16 protein-coding genes and 2 pseudogenes are annotated in these 16,654 nt (G+C 48.6%); 7 read left to right on the top strand and 11 right to left on the bottom strand.

The window, feature by feature from the left end; translation table 11 throughout:
- Positions 1-108 precede the first annotated feature (108 nt).
- The 4 genes from IC804_RS10940 to IC804_RS10925 all read left to right on the top strand — a co-directional run bounded on the left by IC804_RS10940 (position 109) and on the right by IC804_RS10925 (position 3,897).
- Complete coding sequence (locus tag IC804_RS10940) at positions 109-909, top strand: ABC transporter ATP-binding protein (protein ID WP_008881504.1); 801 nt, start codon at positions 109-111, stop codon at positions 907-909.
- Positions 906-1,832: an iron-hydroxamate ABC transporter substrate-binding protein gene (locus tag IC804_RS10935; protein WP_008881505.1), complete on the top strand. Its 927-nt coding sequence runs from the start codon at positions 906-908 to the stop codon at positions 1,830-1,832. Before IC804_RS10940 ends, IC804_RS10935 begins: the two co-directional genes overlap by 4 nt.
- Positions 1,833-1,903: 71 nt before the next feature.
- Complete coding sequence (locus IC804_RS10930) at positions 1,904-2,911, top strand: FecCD family ABC transporter permease (protein ID WP_011886651.1); 1,008 nt, start codon at positions 1,904-1,906, stop codon at positions 2,909-2,911.
- Positions 2,908-3,897, top strand: coding sequence for a FecCD family ABC transporter permease (locus IC804_RS10925; protein ID WP_008881507.1), 990 nt, complete (start codon positions 2,908-2,910; stop codon positions 3,895-3,897). Before IC804_RS10930 ends, IC804_RS10925 begins: the two co-directional genes overlap by 4 nt.
- A gap of 290 nt (positions 3,898-4,187) precedes the next feature.
- On the opposite strand, the gene IC804_RS10920 is transcribed toward IC804_RS10925, so the two are convergent.
- The 4 genes from IC804_RS10920 to IC804_RS10905 form a co-directional block, all read right to left on the bottom strand.
- A complete protein-coding gene (locus tag IC804_RS10920; RefSeq protein ID WP_008881508.1) occupies positions 4,188-4,796 on the bottom strand; it encodes a DedA family protein in 609 nt (202 codons plus the stop codon).
- A 289-nt stretch (positions 4,797-5,085) separates the two neighbouring features.
- Positions 5,086-6,303: an ornithine--oxo-acid transaminase gene (locus IC804_RS10915; protein WP_008881509.1), complete on the bottom strand. Its 1,218-nt coding sequence runs from the start codon at positions 6,301-6,303 to the stop codon at positions 5,086-5,088.
- Positions 6,304-6,362: 59 nt separating this feature from the next.
- Positions 6,363-7,910 carry an L-glutamate gamma-semialdehyde dehydrogenase gene (pruA, locus tag IC804_RS10910; RefSeq protein WP_008881510.1) on the bottom strand — a complete coding sequence of 516 codons (1,548 nt, stop codon included), beginning with the start codon at positions 7,908-7,910 and terminating at the stop codon, positions 6,363-6,365.
- Positions 7,911-8,010: 100 nt separating this feature from the next.
- On the bottom strand, positions 8,011-9,426 hold the full coding sequence (locus tag IC804_RS10905) for an amino acid permease (RefSeq protein ID WP_008881511.1): 1,416 nt from the start codon (positions 9,424-9,426) through the stop codon (positions 8,011-8,013).
- A gap of 249 nt (positions 9,427-9,675) precedes the next feature.
- Between IC804_RS10905 and IC804_RS10900 the strand changes: the two genes are divergently transcribed.
- Positions 9,676-11,049: a sigma-54 interaction domain-containing protein gene (locus IC804_RS10900; RefSeq protein ID WP_008881512.1), complete on the top strand. Its 1,374-nt coding sequence runs from the start codon at positions 9,676-9,678 to the stop codon at positions 11,047-11,049.
- 127 nt (positions 11,050-11,176) lie between these two features.
- Here IC804_RS10900 and IC804_RS10895 read toward each other — a convergent pair whose 3' ends face one another.
- Both IC804_RS10895 and IC804_RS10890 read right to left on the bottom strand, forming a co-directional pair.
- Positions 11,177-11,584 carry a DoxX family protein gene (locus IC804_RS10895; RefSeq protein ID WP_029761568.1) on the bottom strand — a complete coding sequence of 136 codons (408 nt, stop codon included), beginning with the start codon at positions 11,582-11,584 and terminating at the stop codon, positions 11,177-11,179.
- Between the two features lie 13 nt (positions 11,585-11,597).
- A pseudogene (locus IC804_RS10890) lies at positions 11,598-11,891 on the bottom strand (NADPH-dependent FMN reductase); the annotation flags it as partial.
- Between the two features lie 126 nt (positions 11,892-12,017).
- Here IC804_RS10890 and tnpA point away from each other — a divergent pair.
- Both tnpA and IC804_RS10880 read left to right on the top strand, forming a co-directional pair.
- Positions 12,018-12,415, top strand: a pseudogene (gene tnpA, locus IC804_RS10885) (IS200/IS605 family transposase).
- The gene (locus IC804_RS10880; protein WP_080320074.1) at positions 12,412-12,489 is read left to right on the top strand and encodes a helix-turn-helix domain-containing protein; all 78 of its coding nucleotides are present in this window, start codon (positions 12,412-12,414) and stop codon (positions 12,487-12,489) included. The pseudogene tnpA and the gene IC804_RS10880 overlap by 4 nt, the downstream one beginning before the upstream one ends.
- A gap of 325 nt (positions 12,490-12,814) precedes the next feature.
- Here the strand turns inward: IC804_RS10880 and IC804_RS10870 are convergent, their stop codons facing one another.
- From IC804_RS10870 to IC804_RS10850, 5 genes are all read right to left on the bottom strand, one after another.
- Positions 12,815-13,723, bottom strand: coding sequence for a DUF817 domain-containing protein (locus IC804_RS10870; protein ID WP_081157216.1), 909 nt, complete (start codon positions 13,721-13,723; stop codon positions 12,815-12,817).
- 16 nt (positions 13,724-13,739) lie between these two features.
- Positions 13,740-13,964 carry a helix-turn-helix domain-containing protein gene (locus IC804_RS10865; protein ID WP_008881515.1) on the bottom strand — a complete coding sequence of 75 codons (225 nt, stop codon included), beginning with the start codon at positions 13,962-13,964 and terminating at the stop codon, positions 13,740-13,742.
- Between the two features lie 10 nt (positions 13,965-13,974).
- Positions 13,975-14,454 (bottom strand): DUF2975 domain-containing protein, encoded by a 480-nt coding sequence (locus IC804_RS10860; RefSeq protein WP_008881516.1) that lies wholly within the window; start codon positions 14,452-14,454, stop codon positions 13,975-13,977.
- Between the two features lie 525 nt (positions 14,455-14,979).
- Positions 14,980-15,843 (bottom strand): alpha/beta hydrolase, encoded by an 864-nt coding sequence (locus tag IC804_RS10855; protein WP_029761572.1) that lies wholly within the window; start codon positions 15,841-15,843, stop codon positions 14,980-14,982.
- Between the two features lie 43 nt (positions 15,844-15,886).
- Positions 15,887-16,603 carry an alpha/beta hydrolase gene (locus IC804_RS10850; protein ID WP_230459252.1) on the bottom strand — a complete coding sequence of 239 codons (717 nt, stop codon included), beginning with the start codon at positions 16,601-16,603 and terminating at the stop codon, positions 15,887-15,889.
- Positions 16,604-16,654 lie beyond the last annotated feature (51 nt).

The raw sequence follows: 16,654 nt of genomic DNA, 5'->3' as shown, positions 1-16,654 counted from the left end.
GTTTATTCACAAAAATCTATTGTCTTTTTTAAGGAATCCGTTATAATGAAGTTTGGGAATAATATTGATATTGATTCTCATTTTCCTAGTCCAAAAGGAGGTGTCCGTATGGTTCGCCTGTACGCCGAGGAGTTGACCGTCCGCTACGATGACCGGACAATTTTTGAACACTTATCTGTTCGCATTCCCGACCGGCAAATCACCGCCATTATCGGACCGAACGGATGTGGCAAATCGACACTGCTCAAGACGCTAACGCGTATCATTTCTCCGCAGTCTGGCACAATCATTTTGGATGGCAAACATATTTCACAACAACATACGAAAGAACTGGCGAAAAAAATGGCCATTTTGCCACAGACACCGGAAGCGATAAGCGGGTTAACGGTCGCTGAGCTCGTATCGTACGGCCGCTTTCCTTATCAAAGAGGATTTGGCCGCCTAACAAAAAAAGATTATGAAGCGATCGATTGGGCGCTTCATGTGACGAAAACAGCCGATTTGAGACATCGGCCGGTTGACGCTCTCTCCGGCGGACAGCGGCAGCGCGTCTGGATCGCTATGGCGCTCGCTCAAGAGACGGACATTATCTTTTTGGATGAACCGACGACGTATTTGGATATTGCCCATCAGCTCGAAGTGCTCGAGTTGCTTGAACGACTGAACAAAGAAGAAGGGCGGACGATCGTCATGGTGCTCCATGACATTAACCAAGCGGCGCGGTTTGCTGATTATGTGATCGCCATGAAGTCGGGCACGATCGTCAAAGCCGGTCCGAGCGAAGACGTCATTTGCCGTGATGTGCTTCGCGATGTGTTTGGCATTGATGCTGACATCGGCCTCGACCCTCGGACGAACAAGCCGGTTTGTTTTACGTATCATTTGCTGAAAGGAGTTTATTCATCATGAGGAAAGCATGGCTGTCATTGTTGCTTCTTTTTACGCTCCTGTTAAGCGCCTGCGGCAATGCGGCGGACGACAACAAGAAAAATAACGCTTCACCGGAGGAGAAAAAGCCAGAAACGATTACGTATCAGTCGGAAAACGGGGAAGTAGAAGTACCGGCTGATCCGAAACGGGTCGTCGTCTTATCAACGTTTGCCGGGCATGTACTTGCCTTAGACGTTCCGATCGTCGGTGTCGATTCATGGTCGAAAATGAATCCGCTCTTTGAAGAAAAACTGAAAGACGCGGAAGTCGTGACAGACGAAGACATTGAAAAAATTATGGCGTTAAAACCGGACTTAATTATCGGATTATCCAATACGAAAAACGTCGACAAATTAAGCAAAATCGCTCCGACCGTCACCTTTACATACGGAAAGGTCGATTATTTAACACAGTTTTTAGAAATTGGTAAACTGTTAAATAAAGAAAAAGAAGCGAAAGCGTGGATTGACGACTTCAAACAACGGGCACAACAAGCTGGGGAAGAAATCCGGGCAAAAATTGGTGAAAACGCAACCGTCACCGTAGCCGAAAACTTTGATAAGCAGCTGTATGTGTTCGGCAATAACTGGGCGCGCGGCACGGAAATTTTGTATCAAGAAATGAAGCTGAAAATGCCAAAAGCCGTGGAAGAACAAGCGCTCAAACCGGGCTATTACGCTGTTTCCCTTGAAGCATTGCCGCAGTTTGTCGGCGATTATCTCATCTTAAGTAAAAACGGCGACAACGACACATCGTTTATGGAAACGAATACGTTTAAAAACATCCCTGCTGTGAAAAACGGTCATATGTTTGTCGCTGATGCTAAAGCGTTTTATTTCAACGACCCAATTACGTTAGACTACCAGCTCGATTTCTTTAAAAAGCATTTTTTAGGCCAATAATAATGATGAGACGGGGCGTTCACAAATAGTGAATGTCCCGTCCTTTCTTGTGAAAAAGGGGGAAACCGCCGATGGAAGCAAACCGCCGGCTATGGCCGTTTCGTTATACGTTTCTCTTCTCTCTTGTCCTGCTGATGGCCATCTGGTTCGGATCCATGGCCATCGGCGTCGCTGATACAACATGGAGTGACGTATGGCGCGCACTCTTTTCCGATGAACAAGGCAAACAACTTGACTTGATTCGCGAGCTCCGTCTGCCGCGTGAAACGGCGGCTGCGATCGTTGGTGCGGGACTCGCGGTGGCCGGAGCGATCATGCAAGGAATGACGCGCAATCCGCTTGCCGATCCAGGGCTGCTTGGTCTCACTGCTGGAGCGAACACGGCATTGGCGATGACGATGGCCTTTTTTCCTTCTGCTCATTATCTCATCATCACGGTCGCCTGTTTGCTTGGGGCGGCCGCCGGAGCGGGGATGGTCTTTGGCATCGGCGCTGCCCGCAAAGGCGGTTTCTCACCGTTGCGCATCGTCTTAGCTGGCTCAGCTGTCTCAGCACTTTTATTCGCGGCAGCTGAAGGAATCAGCCTTTATTTTCATATCTCGAAAGATGTCTCCATGTGGACGTCAGGCGGGGTGGCCGGAACTTCATGGAAACAATTGTCGATCATCATTCCGCTCATTGTGATCGGGCTCACCATTGCCGTGTTGTATTCGCGGCAACTGACGATCCTTAGTTTAAGTGAAGACGTCGCCGTTGGCGTCGGACAAAAAACAACCGCCGTCAAAGTGTGGCTGTTTGTGGCCGTATTTTTCTTAACAGGAGCGTCCGTTGCCATTGCCGGCAACATCACCTTTATCGGTTTGATGATTCCTCATCTCGTACGGAGGATCGCCGGCGCAGATTATCGGTTTGTCATCCCGTTGTCGGCCACAGTCGGCGCGATAGCCATGGTGCTCGCCGATACGGCGGCCCGCACGATTCACGCCCCGTTTGAAACACCTGTGGCAGCCATCGTTGCTGTGATCGGTTTGCCGTTTTTCCTGTTTGTCGTGCGGAAAAAAGGGAGGGGCTTTGAATGAGAATGCGCATCACGATCGTATTGGTGCTGCTTTTCCTGCTCATTACTGCAACAGTTGCCATCGCGTTAGGTACTGGAGAAGCGCCACTCTCATATGGCCGCATTATTCCAACGTTATTTGGCTACGGTTCGATGCAAGAAGAGTTTATTTTATTTTCTCTCCGTCTGCCGCGCATCGTGATTACGTTGCTCGCCGGGATGGCGCTCGCCTTATCAGGAGCGATGTTGCAAGGCATCACACGAAATGAGCTGGCCGATCCAGGTATATTAGGCATCAACGCCGGAGCTGGCGCCGGCGTCGCTTTATTCTTTTTATTTTTCCCGATTGAAGCAGGAACATTTCTTTACGCCTTGCCGCTCGTCGCCTTAGTCGGAGCGCTGTTGACGGCAGCGGCCATTTACGCCGTTTCCTACAATAAAACAACCGGGCTGCAACCGGTATCGTTCGTGCTCACTGGGGTCGGGTTTTCCATGGCGCTCTCCGGGCTCATGATCGTTCTCATTTCCGCCGCTGATCGGACAAAAGTTGATTTTATTGCTAGATGGCTTTCCGGAAACATTTGGGGCGATGATTGGCCGTTCATTTTCGCCATGCTGCCGTGGCTTGTCATCGGTGCATTCATCGGCCTTTACCGGTCGAAACGGTTAAACCTTTTGCATTTAGGTGATCCGGTGGCCATTGGTGTCGGCGTCCATGTTCGCCGCGAGCGGCTCGTACTGATGGCAACAGCAGTCGCTGTCGCCGCAGCTGCCGTCGCTGTAACTGGAGGCATCTCCTTTATCGGATTGATGGCGCCGCATATCGCCAAAATGATCGTCGGGCCTCGTCATGAGCGATCCATTCCGACCTCGATGCTCATCGGTGGCTGGCTGTTGCTCACGGCTGACACGATTGGGCGCAATGCCCTTGCCGAACCGCTCCCAGCAGGAGTCGTTGTGTCATTAATCGGTGCACCGTACTTCATTTATTTATTATTGAAACGTTAATCCTTTTGACGGACATGGTGAACCAAAGATTGCGGCGAAGCTCGTTTAATTGCCTTCATCTTTGTCTCGACTCCTGTTTCCTTTGAAGCAGGAGCTTCCTTTTCTATATTGTTGAACGCTCACGCTTAGAGATCCAGGATACCAACTAAACCACCCTCGTGTGTTCTACTGCTCAGACCGCTCATGAACAAAGCAAACGAAACTGGAAGAACAAAAAGGCTACCTCCAAGGCTAAAAAAGCAACCTTGAGGGTAGCCCTTTCTGGAAAGAAACCCCTTAAGATATCGGAACTAAGAAGCCCGACGCCGTTTCCAAAAGCGGACAGCTGCAACCAAAATAATTATAGCAATAATGACATACACCACTTCGGCGTACATCCCAATCACTTCAGATACTTTTTCCCACGATTGGCCGAGCGCCGCCCCGATCGAGATTAAAAGCGTATTCCAAATGAGTGTTCCCAACACCGACAGCCAGACAAACAGCCATATATTCATTTTCGACATGCCAGCGGGAATCGAAATCAAACTGCGCACCAATGGAATCATACGACCAAGGAATACCGCCCACACTCCGTAGCGCTGAAATGTCCGGTTCGCCTTGGCGATATCTTCTGGCTTCACTCTCAGCCATCCGCCCCAGCGGTCGACGATCCGCTCGAGCCGCTCGACCGACAACAACCGACCGATACCATACAGCACGATCGCCCCGACGACCGACCCGGCAGTGGCTGCTGCGATGACGCCAGGGATGGTCAATGTTGTGTATGTCGTCATAAATCCGCCAAACGGCAAAATGACTTCCGATGGAATGGGCGGAAATATATTTTCAAGTGCGATCATGAAAAAGATGCCGATATAGCCGAACTGTTCCATAAACTCAGTAATCCACGCCTGCACGTTTCCTTCCTCCAGTCACTCGTCCTTCGTTTCTGTATGATTTGTATGCCTCATGAGCACAGTCCTTTCCTTATCTTAACAGAAAATGGGCAATTACCGCAAAGCAAAAAACACGGCTAATACCGATTTCTTTCCGAACAGGAAATGAAGGCAACTGTCCCTTGTCTAACCATCTACACAGCCGGAGCAACGGGATGTTTGCAACAAGAAAAGGTGTCCCATCGAAAAATAGGACACCTTTTTGAATTCACAGTATATACGTATCAACCGTTACTCTATTTTCTGATCCTCATTGCTTCTGGCTGGCGGCCGGTTGAGACAATACCTTCTCGATTCGCTCAAGCGCCCAATCAAGCTCTTCTTTTGTAATGATAAGCGGCGGCGCGAAACGAATGACTGTTTCATGCGTCTCCTTGCAAAGCAGCCCTTGTTCTTTCAACATTTCGCAATACGGACGCGCCGGGCCGTGCAGTTCGACGCCGATAAACAAGCCGCGACCTCGAATTTCCTTAATGTCTTTATTTTGGATTTGTTGCAATTTCGCTAAGAAATACTCGCCCAACTCAAGCGAACGAGCCGGTAAGTTTTCTTCTTCAATGACGTCAAGCGCTGCGATCGATACCGCACAAGCGAGTGGATTACCGCCAAACGTCGAGCCGTGCGAGCCCGGTTCAAACACCGACAAAATATCGCGATTGGCAACAACGCATGAAATCGGGAACACACCGCCACCTAATGCTTTTCCTAAAATATACATATCAGGCACAACCGCTTCCCAATCGCAGGCAAACAGCTTCCCAGTTCGGCCGAGCCCGGTTTGAATTTCATCAGCGATGAATAAGACATTGTTCGCCTTGCACACGTCATATGCGGCCTTTAAAAACCCTTGCGGCGGGATGCGGATGCCCGCTTCACCTTGGATCGGCTCGACGAGAAATGCCGCTGTATTTGGTGTAATCGCTGCCTTTAGTGCTTCGATATCGCCGTAAGGAATGATTTTAATCCCTGGCAGTAACGGGCCAAACCCGCGTTTGTAAGCCGCTTCGGACGACAACGATACCGCAGCGAGCGTCCGTCCGTGGAAGTTGCCTTCGCAAACGATGATTTCCGCCTGATTGTCTGCAACACCTTTCACATCGTATGCCCATCGGCGCGCTGCCTTCAGTGCCGTTTCCACCGCTTCTGCACCAGTGTTCATCGGCAACACCATCTCTTTACCCGTCAGACGGCACACTTTTTCGTACCACGGGCCGAGCTGGTCGTTATGAAAAGCGCGCGACGTCAAGGTCACCCGATCAGCTTGCTTTTTCAATGCCTCAATGATCTTCGGATGACGATGACCTTGGTTCACTGCTGAATACGCGCTTAACATATCCATATAACGATTGCCTTCCGGATCTTTGACCCATACCCCTTCTGCTTCGGAAACGACGATCGGTAGCGGATGATAGTTGTGCGCCCCATACCGCTCCGTCTGTTCAATAAGCTGTTCAGATTTCGTCGCCATCACAATCCCCCTTTTTATTTCTCCCTCATCGAAAAAGGGTGGCCGTGGCCACCCCGGCATTAAAACATTTCCGATACGGTTTTCGCTTGCATGTGGAGAATTAAATAGTCCGGGCCGCCGGCTTTGGAGTCCGTCCCCGACATGTTGAAACCGCCAAACGGCTGATAACCGACAATCGCCCCTGTGCAGCCGCGGTTGAAGTACAAGTTGCCGACATGGAACTCATGACGTGCTTTTTCAAGATTCGCACGGTTGCGCGAAATAACAGCGCCCGTCAGGCCATATTGCGTGTTGTTCGCGATCTCAAGCGCATGGTCAAAGTCGCGCGCTTTCGCAAACGCCACGACTGGCCCGAAAATTTCCTCCTGCATAATGCGCGCATTTGGATCGACATCCGCAAATACCGTTGGTTGGATGAAGAATCCTTTCGAGTCGTCTCCTTCCCCACCGGTCATGAGACGGCCTTCTTGTTTGCCGATTTCAATATATTCCATAATTTTGTTGTATGCTCCTTGGTCGATAACCGGTCCCATAAACGTTGCTTGCTCTGCTGGATCGCCGACATTGAGTTGTTTTGTCAGCTCGACGACGCGATTGAGCACTTGGTCGTAGACGTCCTCGACGATGATCGCACGCGAGCATGCCGAACATTTTTGACCCGAGAAGCCAAACGCCGATGCGACGATCGATTGCGCTGCCAATTCCAGATCAGCTTCTTTATCAACGACGATGGCGTCTTTGCCGCCCATTTCTGCGATGACGCGTTTCAGCCAAATTTGTCCTGGCTGTACTTTCGCTGCGCGCTCGTAAATGCGGATGCCGACATCCCGCGATCCGGTGAAACTGATAAATCGTGTGCGCGGATGCTCAACCAAATAGTCGCCAACCTCCGCACCGCTGCCCGGGATGTAATTCAGCACACCAGCCGGAAGACCAGCTTCCTCGAGCACTTCCGCGAACTTATACGCCACGACCGGTGTTGCACTTGCCGGTTTCAGGAGTACCGTATTGCCCGTAACCAGCGCAGCGACTGTCGTCCCCGCCATAATGGCGAACGGGAAGTTCCACGGCGAAATGACGACTCCGACCCCAAGTGGAATGTAGAAAAACCGGTTCGTTTCCCCTGGACGGCTTTCAACCGGAATGCCGTCTTTCAACTTCAACATTTGCCGTCCGTAATATTCCATAAAATCGATCGCTTCGGCCGTATCAGCATCCGCCTCGCGCCACGGCTTCCCAGCTTCTTTCACCAACCAAGCGGAAAATTCATGCTTGCGTCGACGTACGATGGCCGCTGCGCGGAACAAAATATCCGCCCGCGCTTCCGGACTCGTCCGACTCCATGTGCGGAACGCTTCATCAGCGGTTTTCATCGCCCGTTCGGCGAGCTCTTTGTTCGCTTTTGCCACCCGGCCGATTACTTCCGCTTTGTTCGCCGGGTTGACCGAGGTGATCTTATCTTCAGTCATCACCCGCTCGCCGCCGATGATAAGCGGATATTCACGGCCAAGCTCTGCTTCGACTTTTTCGAGCGCTGCCAAAAATGCTTGTCGGTTCGCATCCACGGTAAAATCAGTAAACGGTTCATGTTTATACGGCTGCACCATTTCGTCGTCCTCCTTTTCACGAGCAAAAAAATTTTTCGCAATAAAACGGTTTCATAGTTATATTATGCAAATTATTATGGCTTTTTTCAATGATTTTTACTTACTTGGCGGCTTTCAGCTCTACCTCTTCTTCTGTGCGTTGAAGATGGATTCGCTTTTTCGCCACGAGGTGATAATACGCATAGCACACGAGCAAGAATGGAATGCCGCAGTAAAGCGCGATCCGTTGATCAGGGATAAAAGCCAATCCGACAATTATCGCCATATTCAGTATGAACGCGGCCAGCGGTACGAACGGATAGAGCGGCGTCCGGTATTTCAAATCGCGCACATCGCCGCCTTCACGCAAAAACGCTTTCCGTCCCAAATAGCTCGACAGCGCGATGGAGGCCCAAACAGTCACCGCGCCAAACCCAGCGATCGCCGTCAACCAAACATACACGGTATCTTCTGCGTACACGCTGCACAGCAACGACAAGCATCCGATGGCAATGCTGGCGATTAGCGCATTGATCGGCACGCCCCGCTTCGAGAGTTTGCTGAAAAACGGCGTAACCATGCCTTGGCGCGACATCGACCATAGCACGCGTGACGTCGCATACAATCCTGAGTTAGCTACCGACAGCACCGCGGTAATAATGACAAAGTTCATGATATCGGCCGCATACGGAATGCCGATATTGTCAAATACCACGACAAACGGGCTTTCCACAACACCAGCTTTCTCCCATGGAAACAAACCAGCAAGTACAAAAATGGCCAAAACGAAGAAAATCAAAATCCGCCACACCGTGTTGCGCAACGCAATCGGTACTGTTTTCTCCGGCTCACGGCTTTCTCCGGCTGCGACCCCCACCAATTCCGTTCCTTGAAAGGAAAAATTCACAAGAATCATCGTTGTAAAGATCGCCCAAAACCCATTAGGAAACAAGCCGCCATGGTCTGTAAAGTTCGAGAAAAACGGGGCGGGTTGTCCGCTTTTCATATGGACGATGCCGAACATCGCCGCCAAACCAAGAACAATAAAGGCGATGACCGTCAACACCTTCACGCTCGAAAACCAAAACTCCACCTCAGCGAAACCTTTGACAGACAAGGCGTTCACCAAAAACAACAACAAGGCGAAGACAGCGCAAAACACCCATGTTGGCACATCAGGGAACCAGCGTTTCATGAGGATGCTGACTGTAAGCAGCTCAATGCCGACCGTCACTGACCAGTTGAGCCATGACAGCCAGCCGATGCAAAACCCTGCGGCCGGCGAGATGAATTTCGTCGCATACGTTTGATATGACCCAGCGTCAGGGATCCTCACAGCCAATTCCCCTAACGAAAGCATCGTCAAATACATGACGAATCCGCCGAATAAGTAGGCGGCAATCGCTCCTCCAGGTCCCGCTTCATGAATGGTGTATCCGGATCCTAAAAACAAACCGGTTCCAATCACCCCGCCAAGCGCAATCATAAACAAATGTCTACTTTTTAGCTCTCGTTTCAATTCCTGCGCTGGTGGCATCCAAATCTCTCCCTTCCACTACTTATAGATTTCGCAACCGCTTACATTTCTATCAAGTAAACGGCGTTTTTTCTCCGGCAAAATTTTTTTTCGCATATTTCACAGCCGCATCTCTATTATGGTGCTTATTTTTTCTATTTTCAATATATTTGGCAAAAAATTTTTTCGATCTCCTTCTTCCCCTCCCTTGTCATTCCTCTCTTCGCTAGCTACTTGTGTTATAATACAAGGAAAGGAGAGGTGCTGATCGTGAACCGGGAGATGGAAACGCTTTTATCCATGTATGAGCAAATTCTCGAAATGATCGACCTTGGTGTTCATGCGGTCGACCAACAAGGAAAAACAGTCATTTACAACCGAAAAATGCGGGACATTGAGGGAATGGACGTCGAGGATGTACTTGATAAGAACATTTTAGACGTCTTCCGCTTCCATCCGGAACAGCCGAGCACATTGCTTGAAGCGCTGCGCACCGGTGAAAGCATATTGAACAAGCAACAAACATACTTCAACAACAAAGGGCAAGCAGTGACAACGATCAATCAAACACATCCATTATGGAAAGACGGATGCATCATCGGAGCGGTGGAAATCGCCAAAGACGTCACGAAATTCCGCAAGCTGATTGCCGAGCAGCACCAACGCGGAGAACTAAGCCGCTCACTGGCAGGCATCATCGTCCAAAGCGAAGCGATGCAAGCTGCGATTCGCCTAGCCCGCCATGCCGCCCGCTCGGAAGCCCCGGTACTGCTTATGGGTGAAAAAGGGACAGGAAAAGATTTGCTTGCTTCTTGCATTCATTACGAAAGTGAACGGCGCTTGAAACCATTTTTGGCGCAAACGTGTTTGTCGCTCCCGGACGATTGGATGGAAACGATGCTGTTTGGCAGCGAAGAAAACGGCGAGATCCAGCCTGGTTTGTTCGAACAAGCGGATGGGGGCACTGTGCTACTCGATGATGTCGATTCGTTAAGCCTGCCGCTCCAACAAAAGCTCGTGCATTTCCTTCAGGAAAAACAGTTTACCCGCGTCCATGGCCATAAGCCCGTTCGTGCAGACGTCCGCCTTATCACCTCGACAAGCGGTGACCCGATTGACGCCGTCCAGACAGGAGAGTTGCTAAAATCGCTTTACTACCAGCTCGCGGTGCACTGTATCGTTTTGCCTCCATTGCGCGAGAGAAGAGAGGACATTTTGCCATTGGCCGACCATTTCATCCGCCAAGGCAATGAACGCTATGGCTTAAACGTGGAAGGACTTGCGGATGACGTGCAAGAGGCGTTTCTCGCTTACGACTGGCCTGGCAACGTGCGCGAGCTAGAAACGGTGATCGATGAAACGTTGGAGATGATGGACGAGGGAGAAACGATCACATTCGATCATCTTCCAGCTTCGTTCCGCATGAAACTTGCACCCGATGCACCGAAAACAGACTTTTTGTTTAATACAGAAGACATTCTGCCACTCGAAAAATATATGGAGGAAGTCGAAATTTACTACATCCGCAAAGCGCTGCAACACCACGGCTTCAACATCACGAAAACCGCTAAAGCGCTTGGCTTAAGCCGGCAAAACTTGCAATACCGCATTCGCAAGTATCGGATTGATAAGGAATGGGGATGAACAGTAGGACAACGGAAAAAGAAACGGACGTCCAACAAAAAGCACACGTTCGGAGTGATTCCCATCTTTTCCGTAACGTGTGCTCCAAAGTAAATTTCTAGTGAAGAAACAGGGAAATCTTGTCTTATTAGTTCTTTGACGATCCAAACCATTTATTATCCAAGGCGAATAGCTGGCTGCCGCTGAGGCAAAGGGCAATAGCTACAGACAATAAGACAACATCCAATTCATACCCTGCGGTTTGGCTATTGCCCATGAAACCGGCCGGCAGCTTGACAGTGAAGGTCGCGCCAGACATCACGAATGCAAGCAGCGCCGAAATAACTCTTGTTCCTAATCCTACGATTAAGGCCACTTCCCCGGTCAATTCAATGAAGGCGACAACGTAACCGAGGAATCCGGCAACACCGATGCTTTCAAACCAACCGGCTACATTGCCAAGACCCATTTGGAATTTGGCAACGCCGTGAATAAAGAACATCAACCCTAAAGTGACCCGCAAAATCAATAACGCCCATTTGTATTTTTGCGCCATTATTCGTTCGCCTTCATTTTATCGTACAGTTTTTAACGCTCCATAATAAAAGCTCATCAAGCATCACGTTGACTTGTTCCACTTGGAACGCCTGTGGCTTAAACACGGTTCCATTCTTGAAATCGGTAAACAACGACAATGTTGGATGTGTACGGACATCAACGATTTTTAGCTCACCGCAAATTCCACGCAAATGCTCAGCAGCGTGGGCTACGCCAGTCGAACCGTCACTGACAATTCCTGCTGCCTTGTTGTTCCAAGCTTCACGAGCCCAATCAAGCGCATTTTTAACGTAATTTCCGACAGAAGTCTCCCACCTCAAGGAATGGGAAGGGCGATAGCCCAATGAGTAGACGGGAGATGAATGTCGGTTGGCTTTAGCCAAAGGTTTTGATGTAATCAGTCTTAGGTATAAAAAAGGACTGATATATCAATGAAATTGGATAGTAATAACCATTCAATGTTCTCTTTACATTACTATCTTGTATTCGTCGTGAAGGATCGCAGAGAAGTATTCACCGATGAAACACTCGATTTTCCAAAATATGTTTATTGAGATTGGAAGCCAATATCACATTACTTTGACAGAATGGAATCACGATAAAAATCATGTTCACATCTTATTCAAAGCACATCCTAATTCTGAATGATCAACGTTCATCAATGCTTATAAGAGTGCAAGTTCTCGACTAATAAAGAAACATCTTCCTCATATCCGAAAAAACTATGGAAAGAGATGTTTTTTGGTCAAGAAGTTTTTGTCTGCTTACAACAGACGGCGCTCCAATCGAGGTCATAAGAAAATACATTGAAAATCAAGGTCAGAAGTGAGGGGATTGGATCTGACCAAGCAAAACAAAGCATTCAAATTTCGTTTGTATCCAAACAAAGAACAGAAAGAGTGATTGGAGAAAACGTGTGCTACCGCGAGCGTGACAAAAAGGAACAACTACTTCTCGAAATGGACGGCCCATGGCCGTTTGCCGGTTCGTTCTAAAAAAAACCGATGACGCCGTTATTGCTGTTTGACTCCGTCGCACTGTTGCGGCGCACTACGAGCAAGAGATTGAACAAGTCAAAACAGCCGTCACTGCGAACACAAAACGATTTTACCGTACACCCGATACACCTAACAGGCTATTGGATGATCCAGCGAAATCTATATCGAACCAAAAAGCCGAGGGCGCAACCTTTAGCCCCACTCGGCTTTATATGTTGAGAAACGCATTTTCATTGTCCCGTCTGCAGCGCCTTTTGTTCATCATTGACGACGGTGCCGGCAGAAGCTCTTCCTTTCACTTGCTTTAACGTTGCCACAATAAGAAAACTGACAATGACCAACAACACCCACGAGCTTACTTTCCCTATATGAACGAGACTCCACGCCTTTGCTTGGTTTGGATATTGCCAAGCACCAAAAAAGGTGGCAATGTTTTCAGCGATCCAGATGAAAAATCCGATCAGTAAAAACGAAAGGACGATCGGCATCCGATAGCAAATTCCCCCCACTTCATACACGACCCATGACCGCCAAAAAACGAGGATCACAAGGCCTGCTAACCACCATCGAACGTCCACCCAATAATGATGGGTAAAAAAGTTCAAGTAGATCGCCGCAGCCAGCGGAACGACCAACCAAAACGGCGGCCATCGCACAAGCTCCACTTTCATTCTTCTCCACGCCTGGCAAAGATAGCTCGCCACACTTGCATACATGAATCCGCTGTACAACGGCACGCCAAACAGTTTCGTATACCCTTCTTCCGGATATGCCCATGAACCCATACGCACCTTAAACAGCTCTAATGCAAGCCCAATCAAGTGAAAGACAGTAATGACTTTGAGCTCATCCCGCGTTTCCAGCCCTGATCGCACCATCCACCATTGCATGAGCAGGCAAATGATGAGCAGCCAGTCATACCTCGGCAACAAAGGGAGCGGCGCGAGTTTCGTCAGCGCCAATGAGGCAAAAATAACAACCGGAAACACGCAAGACAACGCCTGCGCCCAACCGAAGCGAATGAGCTGCACAAACGCTTTGATCAGCCACGATTTTCTGCAAAACTGGCGCACCCGGACTATCATCAGGCAAAACGGTGGGCATTCGTTCACCGCTACCTCGTGTTTCTCCCCTTTCAAGCCGTCTCCTCCCTACTCACGGATTTGACTCCCCTTCCTCGCTTCGATACTCCAAAATGTCCCCGGGCTGACAGTCAAGCGCCTTGCAAATGGCTTCTAACGTCGAAAAGCGGATGGCCTTCGCTTTTCCGTTTTTCAAGATCGACAGATTTGCCATCGTGATCCCTACTTTCTCTGACAACTCCGTGACGCTCATCTTCCGCTTGGCCAACATGACATCAAGATTCACAATAATCGGCATGTCATCCACCTCAAATGGTCAACTCATTTTCCTGTTTGATTTCAATCGCTTGTTGAAGCAGCTTTTGTAACACCGCGGCAAAGACGGCGATCACCAGCGAAGCAAACGGCACCAACAACCCAACGAAAATGACACCCGGGGCGTCATCCTTTTCGGCAAAAAGATAAAACAGCGGCAAGGCAAGCATGTGCAGCCCACAGATGACAACAGCGCAATATTTGATTGCCTTCAACGCCTTCACCGACCGTTCAGAGAACGCGCTATTTTGATCAATATACGTTAATAGCTGAAACGCCTGATAGAGCGCAAAATAAAACGGCAACGCGGACGTATCAAACACAAGATAAACGAAATACTTGATCCAAGGAAACTTCGGCAACAACTTGACCGCCACATCCCCAAGCACAGGCACCAAAAATATGCACAACGCAAGAACGGGAAGACCAATCAACACAACAGCCACTTTCAAAAAAATTGTTTCTCGTTTCACCACGAGCACCTCACTGATTTGTTTTTGATTTTATTTTAATCATTCATTTATCGTTTTTCAATAAATAATTATCGAATTTAATTATATTTTTGCTGTGAAACATGATAAAAACAAAGAGCATTCCCCTTGCAGAAGAACGCTCCGTTACAAACGTTGATGATTCTCGCAAAAAAACAGCCCTTCTTCCATCAAGTACGGGGGCTTAACGGTCGAGGAATTGCTTCTTATGGTCGCTTTCTATATCAAAAAGGTTTCGGGCGCTTAACCAAAAAAGATGACAAAAGCATTGACTGGGCGTTTGTGGTTTGGGTACAACGTTATGTGAATTGCAATGGGGCTTGCACAGAAAGAGAATGGATCTCATGGAGAAGCAACTGATATCCGATTGAAAAAATAATAATAAGGGCTCAGCCCTTCCTATCCGAGCCCTTTTTGTTTGCCACCTCGAATGACATGAATCTTTTTACTGTCTAATGTGTGAAATTGAGATAAACATTTGATGCAACCTAAGGACGAAACAATTCGTTATACGCTGTTTCTCGATACAAATCGTAGAGCTCGGCTGATGAGGGCTGGCAATACCGTGACATGCCCTTCCCCGGCAAATTCCTGAAACTCCACATATACCCCAAAATCAGCGAAGGCGGAAAGGCGTTCTGCCAGTTCTTCAGCATGAGCGTTAATTCGGCTTTTGTGGCTTCTTTCCAACTCTCCAGCCGCCAAAAGTACGTCAACGTTGAGCGTTTCTTGTTTGATACGAGCAACAAAACGTTGTTCTGCTTCAAGCAACAGCTGTTTACTCCAGTGAATCGAAGGACTTCCGGCAATATACGTTCTGAAAGCCGTCGGCTTCGTAAAAAGCACCTGCAAAACAAAGAGGCCACCGAGGGAATGGCCAAAAATGGCCTGCTTCGTCCGATCGATTGGCAATTCTCGCTCTATTTCAGGCTTCAGTTCTGTTTCAATAAACTCCAAAAAAGCCTCTGCTCCTCCCATTTCCGGCCATGCGGTTCCATCTGGACGAACAAGTAATCCGCTTTCCGGAACAGACATAGTAAAATCGTAAAAACGAGCAGGAGAAAATGGCTTTTCAGTTGGATAACCAATACCAACAATCACCGCAGGAACAACTCCTGTGCGATCAGGACGTCCTGCCTGCACACGCATCGCTTCCACCATCGTCCCAAATACCGAATTGGCATCAAGTACATAAATCACTGGAAATCCCAAAGGAGGTGGATCCGCATCAGGTTGTGCGACAAAAATCCGATATTCACGATTCCGATAGCTAGAATACATCACTCGCTGCTTCGTTCGCGGAATCGTGAATTCACTAACGCCTGCTGTATGAACAGCTGAAGAACATAACTCCTCTTTTTTAGAACCCACCCCGACTCCCTCCTTCCTTTCTCATCAAATCATCAGTCACCTTCTACGACTTCCTTGATGTGTCTGAATATAACCACTTCACTGCGTTCGGAAATCGTCTAATAAAAAAAGGGCGAGCATGAGGAGTCCCCTCCTCTATAACCAATTTGAGTCTTTTATTGTTTCGCTGTTGATTCATTAATATCGCATAGGCTGCTTTTGTTCTCGAAACCATTTCTCGTTGCACATTTTGCTTTTCAATGCCCTCTATGCTTCCTACATCCATATAAATCTTTACCTCAGGGGCAACGATATGCGACTCCATGAAATGAAGAAACCCTTCATACCAAAATGAACCTGAAAGACAGCCAATTTTGCCAAATACATGCGGATATAAATAAGCCGCATACATTGAGATAAGGCCTCCAAGCGAAGCCCCTATCAATCCCGTTTGCTGCTGATGTCCATCTGGTTGGTAGGAAGCATCGATATATGGTTTCAGTTCTTCGACGAGAAAGGCAAGATAATGTGAGCCCTTTCCGCCAAAATCGGCAAACCGTTCAGATAGCGCCTTCGCATGCCACGGTGTATATTCATCCAATCGGTTCTTTGTCTCAATCCCCACAAATAAAAGCTCGGGAAGCTCCCCGCGAGCAAACATAAGCTCAATCTGAACTAGAGCATCGCTTTGAGAGGGATCAAACAAATATCCTCCATCCTGAACATAGACAACTGGATATCGACTAGCGCCTTTGACATAAGAGGGAGGAAGATAAATCAACAGCTTTCTCCCCCTCCAACTCTCCGTCGCCAATGTTCCCCGAATATGGCC

Source organism: Geobacillus sp. 47C-IIb (assembly GCF_014679705.1).
Classification (GTDB): Bacteria; Bacillota; Bacilli; order Bacillales; family Anoxybacillaceae; genus Geobacillus; species Geobacillus thermodenitrificans.
The sequence above is the reverse complement of the archived record's forward strand: the minus strand, read 5'-3'. Positions and strand labels throughout refer to the sequence as shown.

Bases quoted from the DNA above. Each gene is read 5' to 3' on its own strand.
- IC804_RS10940 (WP_008881504.1), top strand. From the start codon at position 109: ATGGTTCGCCTGTACGCCGAGGAGTTGACCGTCCGCTACGATGACCGG.
- IC804_RS10935 (WP_008881505.1), top strand. From the start codon at position 906: ATGAGGAAAGCATGGCTGTCATTGTTGCTTCTTTTTACGCTCCTGTTA.
- IC804_RS10930 (WP_011886651.1), top strand. From the start codon at position 1,904: ATGGAAGCAAACCGCCGGCTATGGCCGTTTCGTTATACGTTTCTCTTC.
- IC804_RS10925 (WP_008881507.1), top strand. From the start codon at position 2,908: ATGAGAATGCGCATCACGATCGTATTGGTGCTGCTTTTCCTGCTCATT.
- IC804_RS10915 (WP_008881509.1), bottom strand. From the start codon at position 6,303: ATGGCGACGAAATCTGAACAGCTTATTGAACAGACGGAGCGGTATGGG.
- pruA (WP_008881510.1), bottom strand. From the start codon at position 7,910: ATGGTGCAGCCGTATAAACATGAACCGTTTACTGATTTTACCGTGGAT.
- IC804_RS10905 (WP_008881511.1), bottom strand. From the start codon at position 9,426: ATGCCACCAGCGCAGGAATTGAAACGAGAGCTAAAAAGTAGACATTTG.
- IC804_RS10895 (WP_029761568.1), bottom strand. From the start codon at position 11,584: ATGGCGCAAAAATACAAATGGGCGTTATTGATTTTGCGGGTCACTTTA.
- IC804_RS10865 (WP_008881515.1), bottom strand. From the start codon at position 13,964: ATGCCGATTATTGTGAATCTTGATGTCATGTTGGCCAAGCGGAAGATG.